The following is a 16710-nucleotide window of genomic DNA, read 5'->3' as shown; positions in this document are numbered from 1 at the left end:
CCTAGTAGCATACAGGTATTTTACTGGTAATTCTGTAAGAGCAGATCACAGGAAATTTTGAGCCAATGTGAGTATTTGTTAGCTTCTGTTAAGAAAACAGTAACTAGCTACTAACCCTCAACTCTTCATAACTCACTTTTTGGGTTTGATAGGGAGAGATTCGCTTCATAACATGGTATTTCACTATTTCTCGATGGCTACATCAGGCAGGCGACTCCACTCAAACCAAGAGCCATCATAACTCCGAACATTCGGATAGCCCAATAAATACTTCAAGACAAACCATGTATATCCAGAACGCGCACCGATGGCACAGTAGGGAAACACTTCCTTATCAGCCGTAATGCCCTTACTGTGATAAAGATTTTTCAATTCGTTGAATGATTTAAAAGTTCCATCCTCGTTGAGAGTTAAGAGATGCTCAAGATGCACTGCACCTGGAATATGTCCAGTCAGTTCACCTTCTTTTGGTGGCTGATTGAAAAACCACTCACCACAATATTCTTGATGTGTTCGCACATCTAACAACACGCAATCGCACAGCCCAATCGATGCCTGAACTTCATTATGTAATACTCGCAGATGAGTATCAGGAGTTTTGGCACGGTAATCAGTGCCAGAAAACGTGGATAACTCAGTTGCTAGTGGACGATCTTCTGACTTCCATTTCTGGTAGCCGCCATTGAGAACTAGTACATTCTCATGCCCAAAGACTTTCAATAACCAGAAAATCCAGGCTCCTGTTCCTGTATAACTGCCATAGGCAATCACTGTTGTGTCATTAGTAATGCCTGAACGTGCCATAAGCCTCTCAAAGGCTCGCGGATCTAAATTCATCTTCAAATCGGGCAATAGTAAGTCTGTAAAAATGTTCCAGAAGACAGCACCAGGTATGTGAGCATTTTGGTACCGCTCTGAACTCATATCTACTTCAAGAATGCGGACGTTTGAATCGTTGAGATGATTTGCAAGCCACTGGGTATCAACGAGGGCGGATGGATCAGCGTATTGAGACACTTGTATTTCTCCTGTAATTTCGCTAAAAAAATTAAAAGTTGTGTTTTCTGGTCGAATTTATTCTTGGTTGTGGTTGAGAAATACGATGCGCGATGTCCGATGAACTAAGGTTGTAGAAATAGAGAATAAAGAAAAGCCGATGAGTGGGTGGAACACTGCTAAAGGAAAAGAAGTCTTCAACTGAATTGTGAGAAATTGCAATCCCAGCAGCACTGGCATACTTGCCGTAAGACGCTGGACTCTTGGGGGAAATGGAATCAAAAACACCCATACCAACAAAATTAGTGAGAGTCCGCTGTATCCTCGCACAAGCCAAATATGTAAGTTCCACCAATCAGAGTTGTAAAAGTAAGCCAGTCCCACACTGAATACTTGGACTGCTAAACAGAGATTGAAAAACACTGCTGCTATCAAAAAACCGATTTCAAGCCAGCGCCCTGATATCTGTTTGTCATCAATGCCAGAATTTACAGTCATGGTAAAGTCATCCGAAAAAAGCAAACAAATTAGTCATTGGTCATTAGTCATTAATAAAGAGTTTTTTGGTATAGCAACGGACAGGGCGGTTAGGACACCAACTGATTATAAAACCTAGACACCAAAAGACTCTTCAGACTGTCACCTGTCACCTGTTCCCTGTCACCTGCTATACATACCTCGCAACAGAGTGGGCGAAAAAACTAAGGACTAAGGACTAATGACTAATGACTCCGCGAAGCGGTTTGATGTAACTAAAGCTAAGATAAGTCTGGTTGCGATACTGCGCCTAGACCTCGAAAGGGTACATTTTGCTAATCATGACTGCCTTAAACTCTCTCTTTCATGCAATTGCTGAAGCTAAAGATGAACAGACGTTGCGTTTTCTCATATCCACACAAATGAGTGAGTATTTTTCAGCTACACGATGTGGGCTGTTTTTCTTTGCTCAAATTTCTCTAGTGGACAGCAATATCCAAAAAGCATTGCAAGTTGCATTATCACCACAACACAATCCAGTTGTGCGCTACTTGGTAGAACGCCATGCCCCTGTTCATGAAGCTTTAGTAGTAGAACCTCAGACTTGGAAGTTGATTTGTCCTCGTGCTGACCACTGGCACGTCATGGCAGGGCCAATTGTCAGCAATGGTCAGTTAATCGGCGTGGTAGGTTTGACCCGTGAGCAAGAAATGGCTGCCTTTGATTCACAAAATCTTACAGATTTGAGTGCGCTTTGTCTGCACATTTCTACTTGGGTGGCATCGGCAAAATCGCTACAGCCACTATTACAGACAGAGCGTTTAACGCCTCGTGAAGTGCAAATTGCTTCCTTGGTGGCTCAAGGACAAACCAATGCAGAAATTAGTGCTGAACTTTGGATTACTGAAAACTCTGTTAAGCAAGCTTTAAAAAGAATGTTTCGCAAGCTTGAGGTTTCATCTCGTACTCAGATGGTTGCAAAGCTTTCCACGGTTTCAAAATCAATGAGCTTTTAACTCAGGTTACCTACTTAATTTTGTTATCTCCCCAACTGATTGGGAATACCTTCACAACCACCGGGAATTGTGCCTCTGGTTTTTTCTCCACCCCAAGCACAGCAGTAACAACGGGTTGATTCAGACATTCTTTGGACGTTGCTGAAATCTGCATTTTCCACGACTGCGCCGGTGTGTTCCCCTGTATCATAGTCAGGTGGGTTGATACGACTGCGGGGTGAGGCTTTTTCCACTGAACCATAGAAGAAACGCACTCCATTTAAATCAGCATTGCTGAGATTGGCATCATATAAAATGGTGCGGGATAGGTTAGCTTTGACTAAGTCGCAACCGCTGAGATTAGCACGAACTAGATTAGCTTCACTTAAATCAGTCCAACGTAAATCATTACCAGCAAGGTCTGAACCTGCTAACATTACTCCTAAGTCGATGACGCGTACACCTTCTAATCGGTCTTCTGCGTAGCCACCGATACCGTCGAGAATGGCTCTACCTAAACGGCGATCGCGTTTTAATGGTGTGAGTAATTTAGAACGGGAGAGAAAGCGGAGAATTTTGGCTTTACCACTACCATCTACACTACTAAAAATAGCGGCAGTTCGTCCTTCTGCGATCGCTCTTTCTTGCGGCCAGTCTTCTAATAATCCTTCTTCGTCAAGTACCAAGTCGGAAACACCTTGGAAGTAAGAATCAATTGTTTGCTGTTGAGTAATAATATTTTGCTGTACTGTCAGCAGGTTTTGTTGAATAGTTAAGTCTTTAGAAATCACATATTGTCGCCAAGCCACGTAAACAGCAATAATGGCAATGGAAATTTGCCCTAAAGCACCAAACCATTCTGCTAAAGTTCCTGACGCTTCCCAGTTAATTTTACGTCCCCAACGCAGGAGGCTATCACCCACACCAGCAAATCTAAATAAGCCCGTAATACCTACTAATAAACCCATAAAGGCCATAAATATGGTTCTATCTTGGGGAGAAAACCATTCTTGCATGACATCTTTTAGCCAAGGTAAAAGCATCGCTAAGGATAATACCAAAGTTGCTAAGGTTCCCAAGATACCCAGAAACGAGTTATTAATAGCAATACCGATCACAGTCAGAGCGATCGCTAGTAAAGTAAAAATTAATGCCCTTGGTTTAACTATAATGTTATGGCTAGATGCTTCTTTGAAGTTAGACGAAGCTCGTTTTAGGGCATTTGTATTCTTGGAAGACTGTAAAGAAGAAATTGCTGATAAAGCTTGTTGTGCAGCCAACCCTTCTGCGGTTAGTCCGTTTTCGCTTGTATCAACGTCAAAGTCATCTGGTTGCAAATCTTGGTCTGCTTTGGGTTCGGGCTGAGGTGGATGAGAGGAATTAGATTCAATCGTCATGCTTTCTATTTTCTCATAGTTTTTTCTAACCCAGATTAACAAATCTACTCTTTAAAAAAATTTTGAGTAATGTTAATAGCGTAGCACCCTGAAATTATCTTAAATCTCAGGGTGCTATCGGTAATCTGTGTGTTTTACTTACTTTTCAACCTATCTAAAAAACCTCTCTCTCAATCTCTCTCCTACAAGGAAAGAGACTTTGATTTCCCCCCTCTGTGGTGGTTCCCTCTCCTTTTAGGAGAGGGTTAGGGAGAGGTTCTTGGGATTGAGGTTTTGCGGTATCAATTGATTTTGAGAAAACCAAAAAAAGAATTTTTTAAGCCAGTCCTACCAATTTTGCACTTAGTTCCCACAAACGCTTGGCTTTATCATCATCGCTTGCTTCGTTGGAAACTTCTTGCACAAAGGACTTGCGGTCTTTTTTCTGTCTATTCCCCCAACTCCAATACATCCCAGATTCATTGTATGCAGGATCAGCAACCACTTCTGCTACCCTCTTACCAGCATCCTCTTCTGACACATACCCGCCAGTAATGTATTTCTGAAATAGGGGGAAGAGTTTCTGAAATAGGGGATAATGGTCACGGAATAGAGCTGTGGTTGCCACACACCCAGGATAGAGAGAACTAAAAGTGATACCTGTTGACTCATGATAACGTCGATGCAGTTCCTTCATAGTCAGAACATTGCAAACTTTGCTATCCTTATAAGCCTTAACAGGTTCAAATTTCTTACCATCAATCATGGTGTGAGGTGCTTTAAATCCTGCTTCAAAGCCTTGTAAATTTCCCAAATCTGGACGAGGTGGAATTTTTCCTCCTAATTCTTTCGGGTTGTGTGTCACAGTTCCCAAAATTACTAGTCTAGGTTCTGAAGCAGATGATTTTTTCAAATCCTCTAACATCAAGTTACATAAAAGGAAATGGCCGAGGTGATTTGTGGCTACGCTTAACTCGTATCCATCTACACTCCACAACGGCTCCTTAATTAAAGGCATATAAATTGCCGCATTGCAAACCAAAGCATCTAATGATTTACCAGTTGATCGGAAATCTTGCACAAACTGCCGAACACTGTCTAAAGAGGCTAAGTCAAGATGAATGATTGTATAGCTGTCCTGTGGTATTCCTACGGTTTGGGCTGCTTGTTCTGTTTTTGCGAGATCCCGACAGGCCATTACTACGTGCCATTGACCAGTTTGAGCTAGAGCTTTTGCGGCTTGCAAACCGACACCTGAGGATGCGCCCGTAATTACGACGGTTGACTTCTGATGTTGTTCCATTCTGTTCAGACTGCGTTGACTGTAGTTGAGTTTTTATATGTTCTCACACCATGATCACTAGGAGATATTATTACCTATAACTAGAGGCCGACAACAGGGAAGGGGAATAGTGATAATTAATGAGGTCTCTGTGTAAATTAATTGATTAATTTTACTTCATCATGGTATGATACGTATGCTTTAAACAAAGCTTGTCCAAATCTTCATTTTTTCCTCAATAAAACAAAAGATAATTGATAATACTTTGGTTGATTTTGATACGATTATTGAATATCAAAAAGTCTTAACATCATATTATGAGTTGTGTAGGTGCAACATGGTTGTGTGGCGAGGCTTAATTGCCTGTGGATTTATGAGTTTTTTGACAATTGGTTGTGGTGATTTGGCAATCTCATCAGCAGAAAATACCAAGCAATTTGTACAAGAACGAAATGTCAATCAATTGTTAACAGAAGTACAGGATAGCCAAAAAGCAGAGAAGTTGTTAAAACAAGGCAATAGTTTTTTAGATACTAATCGCTACAAAGAGGCGTTGACGTTCTATAATCAAGCGATCGCTATTAAAACCGACAGCGAAGAAACATGGGTTAACAGAGGAAATGCGTTAACTGCTTTGCATCGTTATGAAGAAGCTGTAGAATCTTATGATAAAGCGATCGCTCTCCGACCGAATAAAGATGAAGCTTGGTATAATCGGGGAAATGCTTTAACAGCTTTGCGCCGTTACGAAGAAGCAGTTACAGCCTACAATGAAGCGATCGCTATTCATGCAGATAAATCTGAAGCCTGGATTAATCGAGGAATTGCACTCACCAAATTGCAACGCTACAAAGAAGCTTTAGCTTCTTACAATCAAGCAATTACTATTAAGCCAAATTCCCATCAAGCATATTATAACAAAGCTTGTAATTATGCCTTACAAGATAATGTCGAATTAGCACTGGAAAATCTAGAAAAAGCCATTCAATTAGTACCAGAAAAATATCAAAACTTAGCGAAAAATGATGCTGATTTTGATAAAGTACGGAATGAAAAACGCTTTCAGGAATTAATCCAATAGATTATGACTGGTTATCAAAAGCATCTGCATAACCAAAAACTAGATGATCAGTTTGGTGAGGAAATATGCAAAAACTCCTAATTACTGGTGCTAGTGGTTTTCTAGGGTGGCATCTTTGCCAATTAGCACAACAAGAATGGGAAGTTTACGGTACATATCATACCCAGATTTTAGCAATACCTGATATCAAAATCGTCAAAGTTAATTTAACCGACTTTCAGGAATTAAAGGGTATATTTAATGATATCAAACCAGATGCAGTAATTCACACAGCCGCACAATCTCAACCGAATTACTGTCAACTTCATCCCCAGGAATCTCATACAATAAACGTGACAACATCTTGTCAAATTGCCGGACTTTGTGCAGACAATTCTTTACCTTTAGCTTTTACCTCCACCGACTTAGTTTTTGATGGTTTAAAAGCACCTTATAAAGAAATAGATCAAGTCTCACCTGTCAATATTTATGGTGAACAAAAAGTCCAAGCAGAAGTCGGTATATTAAAATTATATCCCCAAGCGGCAATTTGCAGAATGCCATTAATGTTTGGGAAAGAAACACCAACAGCGAAAAGCTTTATTCAGCAATTTATTCAAATATTGCAAGATGGAAAAGAACTGAGTTTATTTATAGATGAATTTCGGACACCAGTTAGTGCAAACACAGCCGCGAAAGGGTTATTGTTAGCATTAGAAAAAGTTAACGGCATAATTCATTTAGGAGGTAAAGAAAGAATTTCCCGTTATGACTTTGGTAAAATATTAGTGGAAGTTTTGCAGCTTCCTAGTGATAAATTAAAATCATGTTTGCAAGCAGATGTGAAAATGGCAGCACCAAGGCCAAAAGATGTTTCCTTAGATAGTTCTAAAGCCTTTGCTTTAGGTTATCAACCATTATCTGTAAGAGAAGAATTAGAAAATTTATTAAAATAATAGGTATAGCCGTGGACAGGGTGGTTAGGACATCAATTGATAATGAAACTCCCACTACAAGAGGGTTTTACTCCTGACTCCTGACTCCTGACTCCTGACTCCTGCTATAATTTAAGTTTTGTAACGAAGATTTATACCCTCCAGAATTCATTAAAAATTACATCAGCACCAAATTATGAATTTAGGTGTAGAGACATTCCGTGGAACGTCTCCATAGATGTTAAATTACCAATTAGCGACAGCTTGAGCGATCGCATTTTTAGCCGCTTCCAGAGATTTTTCCCGCGCTTCATCACCTAAATTTAGGCTATCTGCATGGATAAAAGTAATATCAGTTATGCCAATAAAACCAAAAATGGCACGGATATAGGGTTCTTGCAAATCATAAGCAGCAGCGGGAGTTCCTGGAGGGAAAGTACCACCACGAGAGGTTATAACCAGCAGCTTTTTATCGCTAGGAACTAAACCTGAGATGCTCCCATTCTCACCAATTACAAAGGTGCGGCCAACACGAACAATTTGGTCAATGTAAGCCTTAAAAGTAGATGGTACACTAAGGTTGTACATCGGTACGCCAAGAACGTAACGGTCTGCCTCTAGCAACTCATCAACTAAGCTATCAGAGAGTGAAATTACTTCAGTTAGTTCAGGTGTGCGTGCGTTGGGTGGTGTAAAAGCAGCAGCAATCCATGATTCATCTACATGGGGAACAGGATTACGACCTAAATCTCGGTAAGTTATTGTATCTTCAGGATGGGTATCTTTCCAAGAAGTAATAAACTCGTAGGAAAGTGTACGTGAAATTGAACGTTCACCACGTGGACTAGAGTCAATGTGAAGGATATTAGCCATAAATAAAATTCTCCAAAAAACTACATCTACAGGCGTTTATCTAATGCTGGAATTGATGTACTAAATCTTACTTCATCGACTTTAAACTATGTCAAGTTATTCTGACAAGTAGGCACTTAAAAGTAACTAACTTACTAAAAAGTAACATTTGTCTGAATCAAAAGTAATTTAATCGGATAAAATCTCAGCAGAAACTTGTTTTAAAATGTCTTCAATATCAACAGGTAAATATGGAAAAACTGAGTCTTCAGAACCATTATGTAAATGATGAGTATAGGTTGCAATTTCAGGATGATGGGGTGCGTTATCCCAACGTTTTATTAGTTGTTCACTCTCACTTTGCTAATATATTGATTCAGGCTTCCAAGGATTAATAATGGAAATACCACATCCTTCAAAATCAGTAACATTGCGTGTTGCTATAGTTGCTTTATGAGTGTAACAAATAGCAGCAATTTGAGCATCAGGTTGAGAAATTGGAGTAGCATTTTGTCGTCTTTGAGATGCAATATGAGCAAATGCTACAGCAGCATTTTGATCAAAAGCAAGAACTCGTCCAGCGAAATCTTCAGAAAACATTAGTTGTGCTGTTTGACTAAGTTCTTCTCGTCGTTTTCCTCCTGGAAGTAAAGCAATACCATAAAGAATTTCTGCTTGAGTAATTGTTGTGGTAAACAAACTCATTAAAGGTTGTGCTGCTACCCATTCACGAACTATTTCTGATTTTTGAGTCTTCATTAGTTCTGAAATGACGTTTGTATCAAGAATAATCATTTTCTAATCTGCAAATATTGACACTGTGCGGATCGGTTCTCTCACTATCTCTGGTAATTCTAAATCTTCAAAATCTGCAAAACGGTTTTCAATTAGAGTTGCTAAATTGATGGGATTTTTAGGATTTTCTATGAGAACAAGACGGAGAATTTCTGTAATTTCTTGTTCTAGAGAATGTCCATGTTTTTCTGCTCGTTTTTGTAACCGATATTTCAGATCATCGTCAAGGTTAGAGATTGTAATATTAGTCATAATCAATTGAGAGTTAAAAGATATGTTTATTATACACTATCAAGCTGATTTTTTTGTCTGATAGCGAAGCGTGGCGTAAGCCATATCAGGATAACCAGGATTTTAGGATTTACAGGATGTAATTGTTTTATTGTCTATGAACAATACAGATTGTGGGATGATATATAAATTATTTGCTGTTATTTATTGACTGTTAGTGTAACGGTATTTTAGAATATTCAAATATTCACAGACAATTTATAAACAACAATCCTGTACATCCTTTAATCCTGGACATCCTGATTCAGACAATTATAATTTCAGCGTCCTACCAACAACCTACAAAACACAATTCTGTAATTTCATGAAAACACCTAATACCCCAAATCTAAAATTAGACGAAATTACATATATAATTAATGGCTGTGCAATGAAAATACACCGAACTTTGGGAAATGGTTTTCAGGAAGTTATTTATCAAAGATGTATGGAAATTGAACTCAAAAAATCAGGGTTAAGTTTTGGAAGAGAGGTAGAACAAACAATTTATTATGAGGGAATTGAAGTAGGAACACGAAGAGCGGATTTTATAGTTGAAAATCAGGTTGTGGTGGAGTTGAAAGCGGTTATTTCTTTAGATGATGTTCATTTAGCGCAAGCGAAAAATTATTTAGTAGCTTATAATTTCCCTGTTGGTTTATTGATTAATTTTGGTGCGTTAAAGTTGGAATATAAGAAGGTTTTTAATCCTAGATTTCAGGGTTAAATGGTCTGAATCAGGATGTCCAGGATTAAAGGATGTACAGGATGTTGTTTATTTGCAGTGGGGATTTTGAGGATTTAATTGTCTGAATCAGGATAACCAGGATTTTAGGATTTTCAGGATGTTGTTGTTTATTTTAAGTGGGGATTTTGAGGATTTAATTGTCTGAATCAGGATGTCCAGGATTAAAGGATTTTCAGGATGTTGTTGTTTGATTGTCTATGAGAAGTACAGATTTTAGGATGTTAGATAATAAATTATCCGTTAAATTATTTGTTGTTATTTGTTGAGTGTTGGTGTAACTGTATTTTATAATATTCAAATATTCACAGACAATTCATCAATAACAATCTGTCTGAATCAGGATTAGAGGATGTACAGGATATAATTTTTTTATTGTTTAGGAAAAATGGCGATTTTTTGATGAGAGATAATATCCTGTGATTGTAATTATCATTTTTCATCTTTCAATATTCACACAAAATTCATCAATAACAATCTGTCTGAATCAGGATAACCAGGATTAGAGGATTTTCAGGATGTAGTTGTTTGATTGTCTATAAAATATAGAGATTTTGGGATGATAGATAAGTTATCAGTTAAATTATCCGCTGTTAATTCTTGACTATTACTGTAACTGTATTTTATAATCTTCAAATATTCACAGACAATTTATCAATAACAATCCTGTAAATCCTTAAATCCTGGACATCCTGATTCAGACAATTACAATTTCAGCATCCCACCAATAACCTACAAATAACAATCCTGTAAATCCTAAAATCCTATACATCCTGATTCAGACAATTACAATTTAAACATCTCACCAATAACTTACAAATAACAATCCTGTAAATCCTAAAATCCTATACATCCTGATTCTGACAATTACAATTTTATCATTCAACAAACAACCATAATATTAGCAACCGTCTTTATACGTATAATGTTTTATACATAATTAAAACACAGCAAGATTAAATCAGTAGTGATACTGATATACCAAGTAGTGACGATTATGTTTTAATAATATTGGATCTCTATTAGGAGCAATAAGCTTATGAGTTGGGAAGATGTTACAGATAAAGTTGTAGACAAGGTTATTGAAAAAGGTGTAGAAGAGGGTTTGGGTGTTAAAGATTTTAAAACAGTAAAAGCTGTTGCTGAAACTGGTATGGCTGCTGGTGCTGCTGTCAGTGCTGCTACAGGGTTAACTGTTGCTGCAACTTCAGGAGCAGGAATCACTTCAGGTCTAGCTGCGGCTGGTGGTGTTGTAGGTGGAGGTATGGCCGCCGCTCCTGCGGTATTGGCTGCTGGTCCTGCTTATGCTGGTGCAAAAATTATGAATGAAACTCTGTTTAAAGATCAACCGGATTTGTGTCAAGAAGAACGTGATGCTCGTTCTGCTGCAAGAACCGCTACAAATATCGGGGCTGTTGCTGGTGTAGCTGGCGCTGGTGCTGTAACAGTAGCGGCTGGTGCTTCTGGTGCTGCAATTATGAGTACCCTTGCAGGTATCGGTGGTCTTGTTGGTGGAGGTGCGATTGCTGGTACTGCTATAGTTGCTGCTGCACCTGTTGCTGTTGCGGGCGCTATTGGATATGGAATATACAAACTTTTCGGCGGCGGTAAAGAATAGTCCGTAGGGTGCGTTACCGCCAGCGTAACACACCATTCCAATAACAAAATCAAAATGGTGCGTTACATTTCATTAACGCACCCTACAATTAATTAACTATAAGCCTCCATCGGTAAACAAGAACAAACAAAATTCCTATCCCCAAAAGCAGCGTCAATTCTCCCCACACTTGGCCAAAACTTATATTCCTTATTCCAAGGTGCAGGATAAGCAGCTTGTTCACGAGAATAGGGATGATTCCACTCACCAACAATCAAACTTTCCGCAGTGTGAGGCGCATTTTTCAAAAGATTATCTTGAATGTCCATTTTACCAGATTCAATTGCCGCAACTTCCTCACGAATCGCAATCAAAGCATCACAAAATCTATCTAATTCCTGTTTAGATTCACTTTCCGTTGGTTCTACCATAATTGTCCCAGCAACAGGCCAAGAAACAGTAGGTGCATGAAAACCATAATCCATTAACCGCTTCGCAACATCATCAATTTCAATCTGCGCTGATTTCTTCAAACTTCGCAAATCTAAAATACATTCATGTGCCACCAAACCATTTTTTCCCTGATACAAAACCGGATAATATGACTCTAATTTCTTAGCGATGTAATTAGCATTCAAAATCGCAATTTTGGTCGCTTCCGTCAACCCATCTGCACCCATCATGATAATATACATCCAAGAAATCACTAGGATACTTGCACTACCCCAAGGTGCAGCAGAAACAGCACCCAAATCACCACCCATTCTCACCACAGAATGTCCTGGTAAAAAGGGGACAAGGTGGGAAGCGACACCAATGGGACCCATACCGGGTCCACCACCACCATGAGGAATACAGAAGGTTTTGTGTAAATTCAAATGACAAACATCTGCACCAATATCACCAGGACGACAAATACCCACTTGGGCATTCATATTAGCCCCGTCCATGTAAACTTGTCCACCGTGATTATGAACAATAGCGCAGATATCCTGAATTGCTTCTTCAAATACACCGTGAGTTGAAGGATATGTCACCATTAAAGCCGCAAGTTCATGACTATATTTTTCGGCTTTAGCTTTTAAATCATCAACATCAATATTACCTTGATCATCACAAGCAATTCCGACAACTTTCATTCCACACATTACCGCACTTGCGGGATTTGTTCCATGTGCAGATTGAGGAATTAAGCAAATATTTCGATGTCCTTCTCCACGACTTTGATGATATTCATGAATTACCAAAAGTCCTGAATATTCACCTTGAGAACCTGCATTTGGTTGTAAAGAAATTCCCGAAAAACCTGTAATTTCTCCTAACCAAGCTTCTAATTGCTGAAAGAGAATTTGATAACCTCTCGTTTGGGAAATTGGTGCAAAAGGATGTATTTTCCCAAATTCTGCCCAAGTTACAGGAATCATTTCCGAAGTTGCATTTAACTTCATTGTGCAAGAACCCAGGGGAATCATTGATGTAGTTAATGATAAATCCTTAGTTTCTAGTTGATGTAAATAACGTAATAACTCAGTTTCTGAATGATAACGGTTGAAAACTGGATGAGTGAGATATTTACTTTGACGTGAAAATGGATAATTGGTAACGGGTAATTCTTCGACAGTAAAAGGTAATTGATCTTTGAGAGCGAAAATTTGCCAAAGTTCGATTAAATCTTCTGGTGTCGTTGTTTCATCTAAGGAAATACCAACATTTGCATTATCAAAAATCCGTAAATTGATATTTCTCTCATTTGCAGCATCAAGAATTGCTTCTAATCTAGTATTTCCTAATTCTACCCGCAAGGTATCAAAGAATTTTTCAGAACTGATTTTATAACCTAACTTTTTCAGTCCATTTGCTAAAGTAGCGGTTAATTTGTGGATATTTTCGGCTATTCCTCTCAGTCCATCTGGGCCATGATAAACTGCATACATACTCGCCATAACTGCCAATAATACCTGTGCCGTGCAAATATTACTGGTGGCTTTATCTCTGCGAATGTGTTGTTCACGAGTTTGCAAAGCTAAACGGTATGCAGGTTTACCATGAATATCTTTTGATACCCCGACAATTCGTCCTGGAACTAGCCGTTTATACTCTTCCTTCGTGGCAAAATAAGCAGCGTGTGGTCCCCCAAAGCCCAAGGGAATACCGAACCGCTGTGTGCTGCCTACAGCAATATCAGCCCCTAATTCACCGGGGGGTGTGAGTAATAATAAGCTAAGAGGATCAGCAGCAACAGTCACTAATGCACCCTGAGCATGGGACTTTGCTATAAAATTACGGTAGTCGTAAATCGTACCATCACTAGCAGGATACTGGAGAATTGCCCCAAAAATCGGTTCTGCAAAATCAAATGTTTGATGATCTGCGATAATGATATTTATCCCTAAAGGTTTGGCTCTAGTTTGTAAGACATCAATGGTTTGGGGATGACATTCATGGGAGACAAAAAAGCTGTTTGCTTTATTTTTGCAAATACCATAACTCATGCTCATGGCTTCTGCTGCTGCTGTCGCTTCATCAAGCAAAGAAGCGTTAGCAATTTCTAAACCAGTCAAGTCAATAATCATGGTTTGGAAATTTAGCAATGCTTCCAAACGTCCTTGGGCAATTTCTGGCTGATAAGGTGTGTAAGCTGTATACCAACCGGGGTTTTCTAAGATGTTGCGTTGAATAACTGCGGGGGTGATACAGTCGTAATACCCCATGCCGATGAATGAGCGATAAACTTGATTTTTATCAGCTATCTGTTTTAATTTGGCTAGTGCAGCATATTCGCTTTGCGCTGCTGGTAATTGTAGAGTTTGATTAAAACGAATTGCTTGTGGTACTGTTTGATCAATTAGGGCATCTAAGCTAGAAAACCCTAATAGTTCTAGCATTTGCTGAATATCTTCAGTGTTAATGCCGATATGTCTTTGTGTAAAGTTACTCAATTTCTGACTATTTGTAGCCAAAATCTTGTTATCACTAGGTTGAGTACGAGGGGGATTAGCTACCACAAATTGCTCTCCAAAGACTTCTATATTAATATATTGTAATGATTACCTGATAGCTTGGCTATGCAGGCCAAACCCCCTTCAAATATCATCTCCGGTTAACGAGGAACCGCAGGGGGGCTTTCTTGCTGGGAGTAGGGGGAAAGAAATTTACTAGATATTGGCACGAACATAGGGATTATAACTAATATCCAGTCCGGCTAATTGCTTATCAAAAAAACTCTTCGCGTAATAGCGTCTCCGTGCGGTTCCCTAATGATAAGTCTTTAACCAGATATGATATGAGGTACAGCAAGAAAGATTTAACCGCATAAATAATTTGAGTAGTACCATTTCTAATCATAGAATTTCTATGTCAAGAATTGTTGCAGCAATTTGGTAAAAGCGGTGATTAAATGAACTACCTTAACTTGTTTCTCTATTATGGAGAAAAGCAAAAGCCTCTGAACATAAGAGCAGGATAACTATGGCTGTGAATCATCGCCAGAAAATCATCATACTGTGGACAGTTTTTTTGCTAGGGATTCTGTTTCATACCCAGCTTGGTTTAATGCCGCTGTTTCACAACCAAAACATTGCTACTTCTGACACTCATGAAACAGGGAATATTGCCTGGATTCTGTGGTCAATGCTGGGCTTTTTTGCTGTGCCTATGATTATCATGATTGCTACTATCTTCAGTGAATCAAACCGTTATCGAAAGCTTCACTTTGGCGTTACAGTTTTCTATTCAGTGATGAATTTTTTCCATCTAGTTGCTGATTTATGGGTAAAACCTATCGCTTGGTATCAAATCGCCTTGATGATTTTGTTATTTATGATTGGTCTTTTACTCAATCTGGTTTCCTTTCAATGGATGAAAGAACAGGCAAATGGCAAATTAACACGGGAGCATCAGATGACTTGAGGAAAATTGATCACCGAGAAATTTTTAGAGGAAACTATGAATCAAAGTTTAGCCGTTATATTGGGAGAACTACAAGCAAAGATATATTGGTTACATGATGCTGAGGAGTTTACAGAATTAGCATTAGCAGCCGCTGGTATCTATATGAAACTTGGTTATAGTGAAAAACAAGCGGAAACCGCAGGTCAGTTAATTAGTGAAGCATATCAATTAGCTGATGATGCCGATTTAGCTTATAAAGCTGGTGATTATCATCAAGAAATGCAGTATTATGATCAAGTTAAAGATAAGTTAACTGAAGTAGAAACTATATTAAATTATCAGAATCCTATTGCCATACATCAAATGCAATGGTGGCTGTACTTTCGCCATAAACAGAAATTACAAATTATTCAACATTTATTTTTACAACATTTTAAAGCTGTGGGGTTTATTCATTTATTTACAGCTATTAAACTTACATATTTTTTGATGGAAATAGGCAGGGTTCACAAACAGCGTGATATAGAAACCACCAAACAAAATGCTATAAGATACTGGATAGAATTATTGAAAATTAAACCGTCACAGTATCCTTATCTTGGTTAAAGTTCGTATTATTTATTTCCCGCGTTGCAACTACCATCAACACAATAAACAGATTGATAAGTATCACGTTTACCAAATAGAGTATAACGATTATCACGGATTTGTTCATAGAATTTATCCCCCAGCCATTTCATACCGGGTAAACCACGATAAATATCTACAAAACCCGCAGTAGGTAACAAACGTCCAATTTCTTCAATTGCGTTGCTACCCTGCCAACGTTGTGAAAGATTCTCATTAATTAAAATCATTCCCTGCTCACAATCTTGGGCGGTAATTCCCCATTTAGCCAATGTTTGCGGATCTTGCATGGGAACATAATTAAATAGTTTTCCCTGGTCTATGGTTTCTAATAACCGCACTGAATTAACACAAAGATTACACTGACCATCATAAATTACGTAGTATTTCATTTTCTTCTCAGAATCGGTGAATTGTTAACATACAGCAGAATTCAGGAGTCAGGAGTCAGGAGTAAAACTGGTTTGGTGTCTAGGTTTCAATTTAGATTCTGTACCTCATTGATCTGCAATCTGCTGTAAGTAAAATATAGCAATCCGATTTGATTTGTAAATCAACTCATTTAAGCAGGGAATAGAGAATAGGGAAGAAAGAAGGTAGATGTATGCCTATAACGTCGTGATTAGAAACGCGTGTGAAACCCTCAAGGAGGAGTTTTTTAAACCAACCCCCACCGATTGGGTTAAATCGGCTTGTATTTTGCAGTGGTTTTCTCTAATCGCTCCACCAGATTTGCACAATTACTTTGTAAGGTACTTATAACCCTATTAACTCGGCTAACAACGAAATCCCCCCAGTGTAAAATACTAGAG

17 protein-coding genes are annotated in these 16710 nt (G+C 38.6%); 7 read left to right on the top strand and 10 right to left on the bottom strand.

Annotated features, from left to right (window positions below):
- Nucleotides 1-183: 183 nt before the first annotated feature.
- A complete protein-coding gene (locus H6G68_RS24275; protein WP_190908938.1) occupies nucleotides 184-1017 on the bottom strand; it encodes a rhodanese-like domain-containing protein in 834 nt (277 codons plus the stop codon).
- 57 nt (nucleotides 1018-1074) lie between these two features.
- Nucleotides 1075-1494: a DUF6220 domain-containing protein gene (locus H6G68_RS24270; RefSeq protein WP_190908937.1), complete on the bottom strand. Its 420-nt coding sequence runs from the start codon at nucleotides 1492-1494 to the stop codon at nucleotides 1075-1077.
- A gap of 320 nt (nucleotides 1495-1814) precedes the next feature.
- Between H6G68_RS24270 and H6G68_RS24265 the strand changes: the two genes are divergently transcribed.
- Complete coding sequence (locus H6G68_RS24265; RefSeq protein WP_190908936.1) at nucleotides 1815-2489, top strand: LuxR C-terminal-related transcriptional regulator; 675 nt, start codon at nucleotides 1815-1817, stop codon at nucleotides 2487-2489.
- Nucleotides 2490-2512: 23 nt separating this feature from the next.
- Here H6G68_RS24265 and H6G68_RS24260 read toward each other — a convergent pair whose 3' ends face one another.
- Entirely contained in the window at nucleotides 2513-3865 is a 1353-nt protein-coding gene (locus H6G68_RS24260; RefSeq protein ID WP_190908935.1) for a pentapeptide repeat-containing protein, read from the bottom strand.
- Between the two features lie 316 nt (nucleotides 3866-4181).
- A complete protein-coding gene (locus tag H6G68_RS24255; RefSeq protein WP_190908934.1) occupies nucleotides 4182-5147 on the bottom strand; it encodes a protochlorophyllide reductase in 966 nt (321 codons plus the stop codon).
- 316 nt (nucleotides 5148-5463) lie between these two features.
- Here H6G68_RS24255 and H6G68_RS24250 point away from each other — a divergent pair, with 316 nt between their 5' ends.
- Both H6G68_RS24250 and H6G68_RS24245 read left to right on the top strand, forming a co-directional pair.
- A complete protein-coding gene (locus tag H6G68_RS24250) occupies nucleotides 5464-6207 on the top strand; it encodes a tetratricopeptide repeat protein (protein WP_190908940.1) in 744 nt (247 codons plus the stop codon).
- Between the two features lie 65 nt (nucleotides 6208-6272).
- Nucleotides 6273-7142 (top strand): SDR family oxidoreductase, encoded by an 870-nt coding sequence (locus H6G68_RS24245; RefSeq protein WP_190908933.1) that lies wholly within the window; start codon nucleotides 6273-6275, stop codon nucleotides 7140-7142.
- Between the two features lie 225 nt (nucleotides 7143-7367).
- Here H6G68_RS24245 and H6G68_RS24240 read toward each other — a convergent pair whose 3' ends face one another.
- The 4 genes from H6G68_RS24240 to H6G68_RS24230 form a co-directional block, all read right to left on the bottom strand.
- Nucleotides 7368-7994, bottom strand: a complete 627-nt coding sequence (locus H6G68_RS24240; RefSeq protein ID WP_190908932.1) for an FMN-dependent NADH-azoreductase — start codon at nucleotides 7992-7994, stop codon at nucleotides 7368-7370.
- 168 nt (nucleotides 7995-8162) lie between these two features.
- Complete coding sequence (locus H6G68_RS27405; RefSeq protein ID WP_479686163.1) at nucleotides 8163-8315, bottom strand: toxin-antitoxin system TumE family protein; 153 nt, start codon at nucleotides 8313-8315, stop codon at nucleotides 8163-8165.
- A gap of 21 nt (nucleotides 8316-8336) precedes the next feature.
- Nucleotides 8337-8768 carry a type II toxin-antitoxin system VapC family toxin gene (locus H6G68_RS24235; protein WP_190908931.1) on the bottom strand — a complete coding sequence of 144 codons (432 nt, stop codon included), beginning with the start codon at nucleotides 8766-8768 and terminating at the stop codon, nucleotides 8337-8339.
- Nucleotides 8769-8771: 3 nt separating this feature from the next.
- Nucleotides 8772-9020 carry a FitA-like ribbon-helix-helix domain-containing protein gene (locus H6G68_RS24230; RefSeq protein ID WP_190908930.1) on the bottom strand — a complete coding sequence of 83 codons (249 nt, stop codon included), beginning with the start codon at nucleotides 9018-9020 and terminating at the stop codon, nucleotides 8772-8774.
- A gap of 343 nt (nucleotides 9021-9363) precedes the next feature.
- Here H6G68_RS24230 and H6G68_RS24225 point away from each other — a divergent pair, with 343 nt between their 5' ends.
- Together H6G68_RS24225 and H6G68_RS24220 are read left to right on the top strand one after the other, a co-directional pair.
- Nucleotides 9364-9765: a GxxExxY protein gene (locus H6G68_RS24225; protein ID WP_190908929.1), complete on the top strand. Its 402-nt coding sequence runs from the start codon at nucleotides 9364-9366 to the stop codon at nucleotides 9763-9765.
- Between the two features lie 1057 nt (nucleotides 9766-10822).
- Complete coding sequence (locus H6G68_RS24220; protein WP_190908928.1) at nucleotides 10823-11401, top strand: RNA polymerase subunit sigma-24; 579 nt, start codon at nucleotides 10823-10825, stop codon at nucleotides 11399-11401.
- A 92-nt stretch (nucleotides 11402-11493) separates the two neighbouring features.
- On the opposite strand, the gene gcvP is transcribed toward H6G68_RS24220, so the two are convergent.
- A complete protein-coding gene (gcvP, locus tag H6G68_RS24215; RefSeq protein WP_190908927.1) occupies nucleotides 11494-14385 on the bottom strand; it encodes an aminomethyl-transferring glycine dehydrogenase in 2892 nt (963 codons plus the stop codon).
- Between the two features lie 463 nt (nucleotides 14386-14848).
- On the opposite strand from gcvP, the gene H6G68_RS24210 reads away from it, so the two are divergent.
- Together H6G68_RS24210 and H6G68_RS24205 are read left to right on the top strand one after the other, a co-directional pair.
- Nucleotides 14849-15289 carry a hypothetical protein gene (locus H6G68_RS24210; protein WP_190908926.1) on the top strand — a complete coding sequence of 147 codons (441 nt, stop codon included), beginning with the start codon at nucleotides 14849-14851 and terminating at the stop codon, nucleotides 15287-15289.
- 36 nt (nucleotides 15290-15325) lie between these two features.
- Nucleotides 15326-15877, top strand: a complete 552-nt coding sequence (locus H6G68_RS24205; protein WP_190908925.1) for a hypothetical protein — start codon at nucleotides 15326-15328, stop codon at nucleotides 15875-15877.
- A gap of 8 nt (nucleotides 15878-15885) precedes the next feature.
- On the opposite strand, the gene H6G68_RS24200 is transcribed toward H6G68_RS24205, so the two are convergent.
- Complete coding sequence (locus tag H6G68_RS24200; RefSeq protein WP_190908924.1) at nucleotides 15886-16290, bottom strand: thiol-disulfide oxidoreductase DCC family protein; 405 nt, start codon at nucleotides 16288-16290, stop codon at nucleotides 15886-15888.
- Nucleotides 16291-16710 lie beyond the last annotated feature (420 nt).

Origin of the sequence: Anabaena catenula FACHB-362, from assembly GCF_014698735.1 — a bacterium.
Lineage (GTDB): Bacteria > Cyanobacteriota > Cyanobacteriia > Cyanobacteriales > Nostocaceae > Anabaena > Anabaena variabilis_A.
The sequence above is the reverse complement of the archived record's forward strand: the minus strand, read 5'-3'. Positions and strand labels throughout refer to the sequence as shown.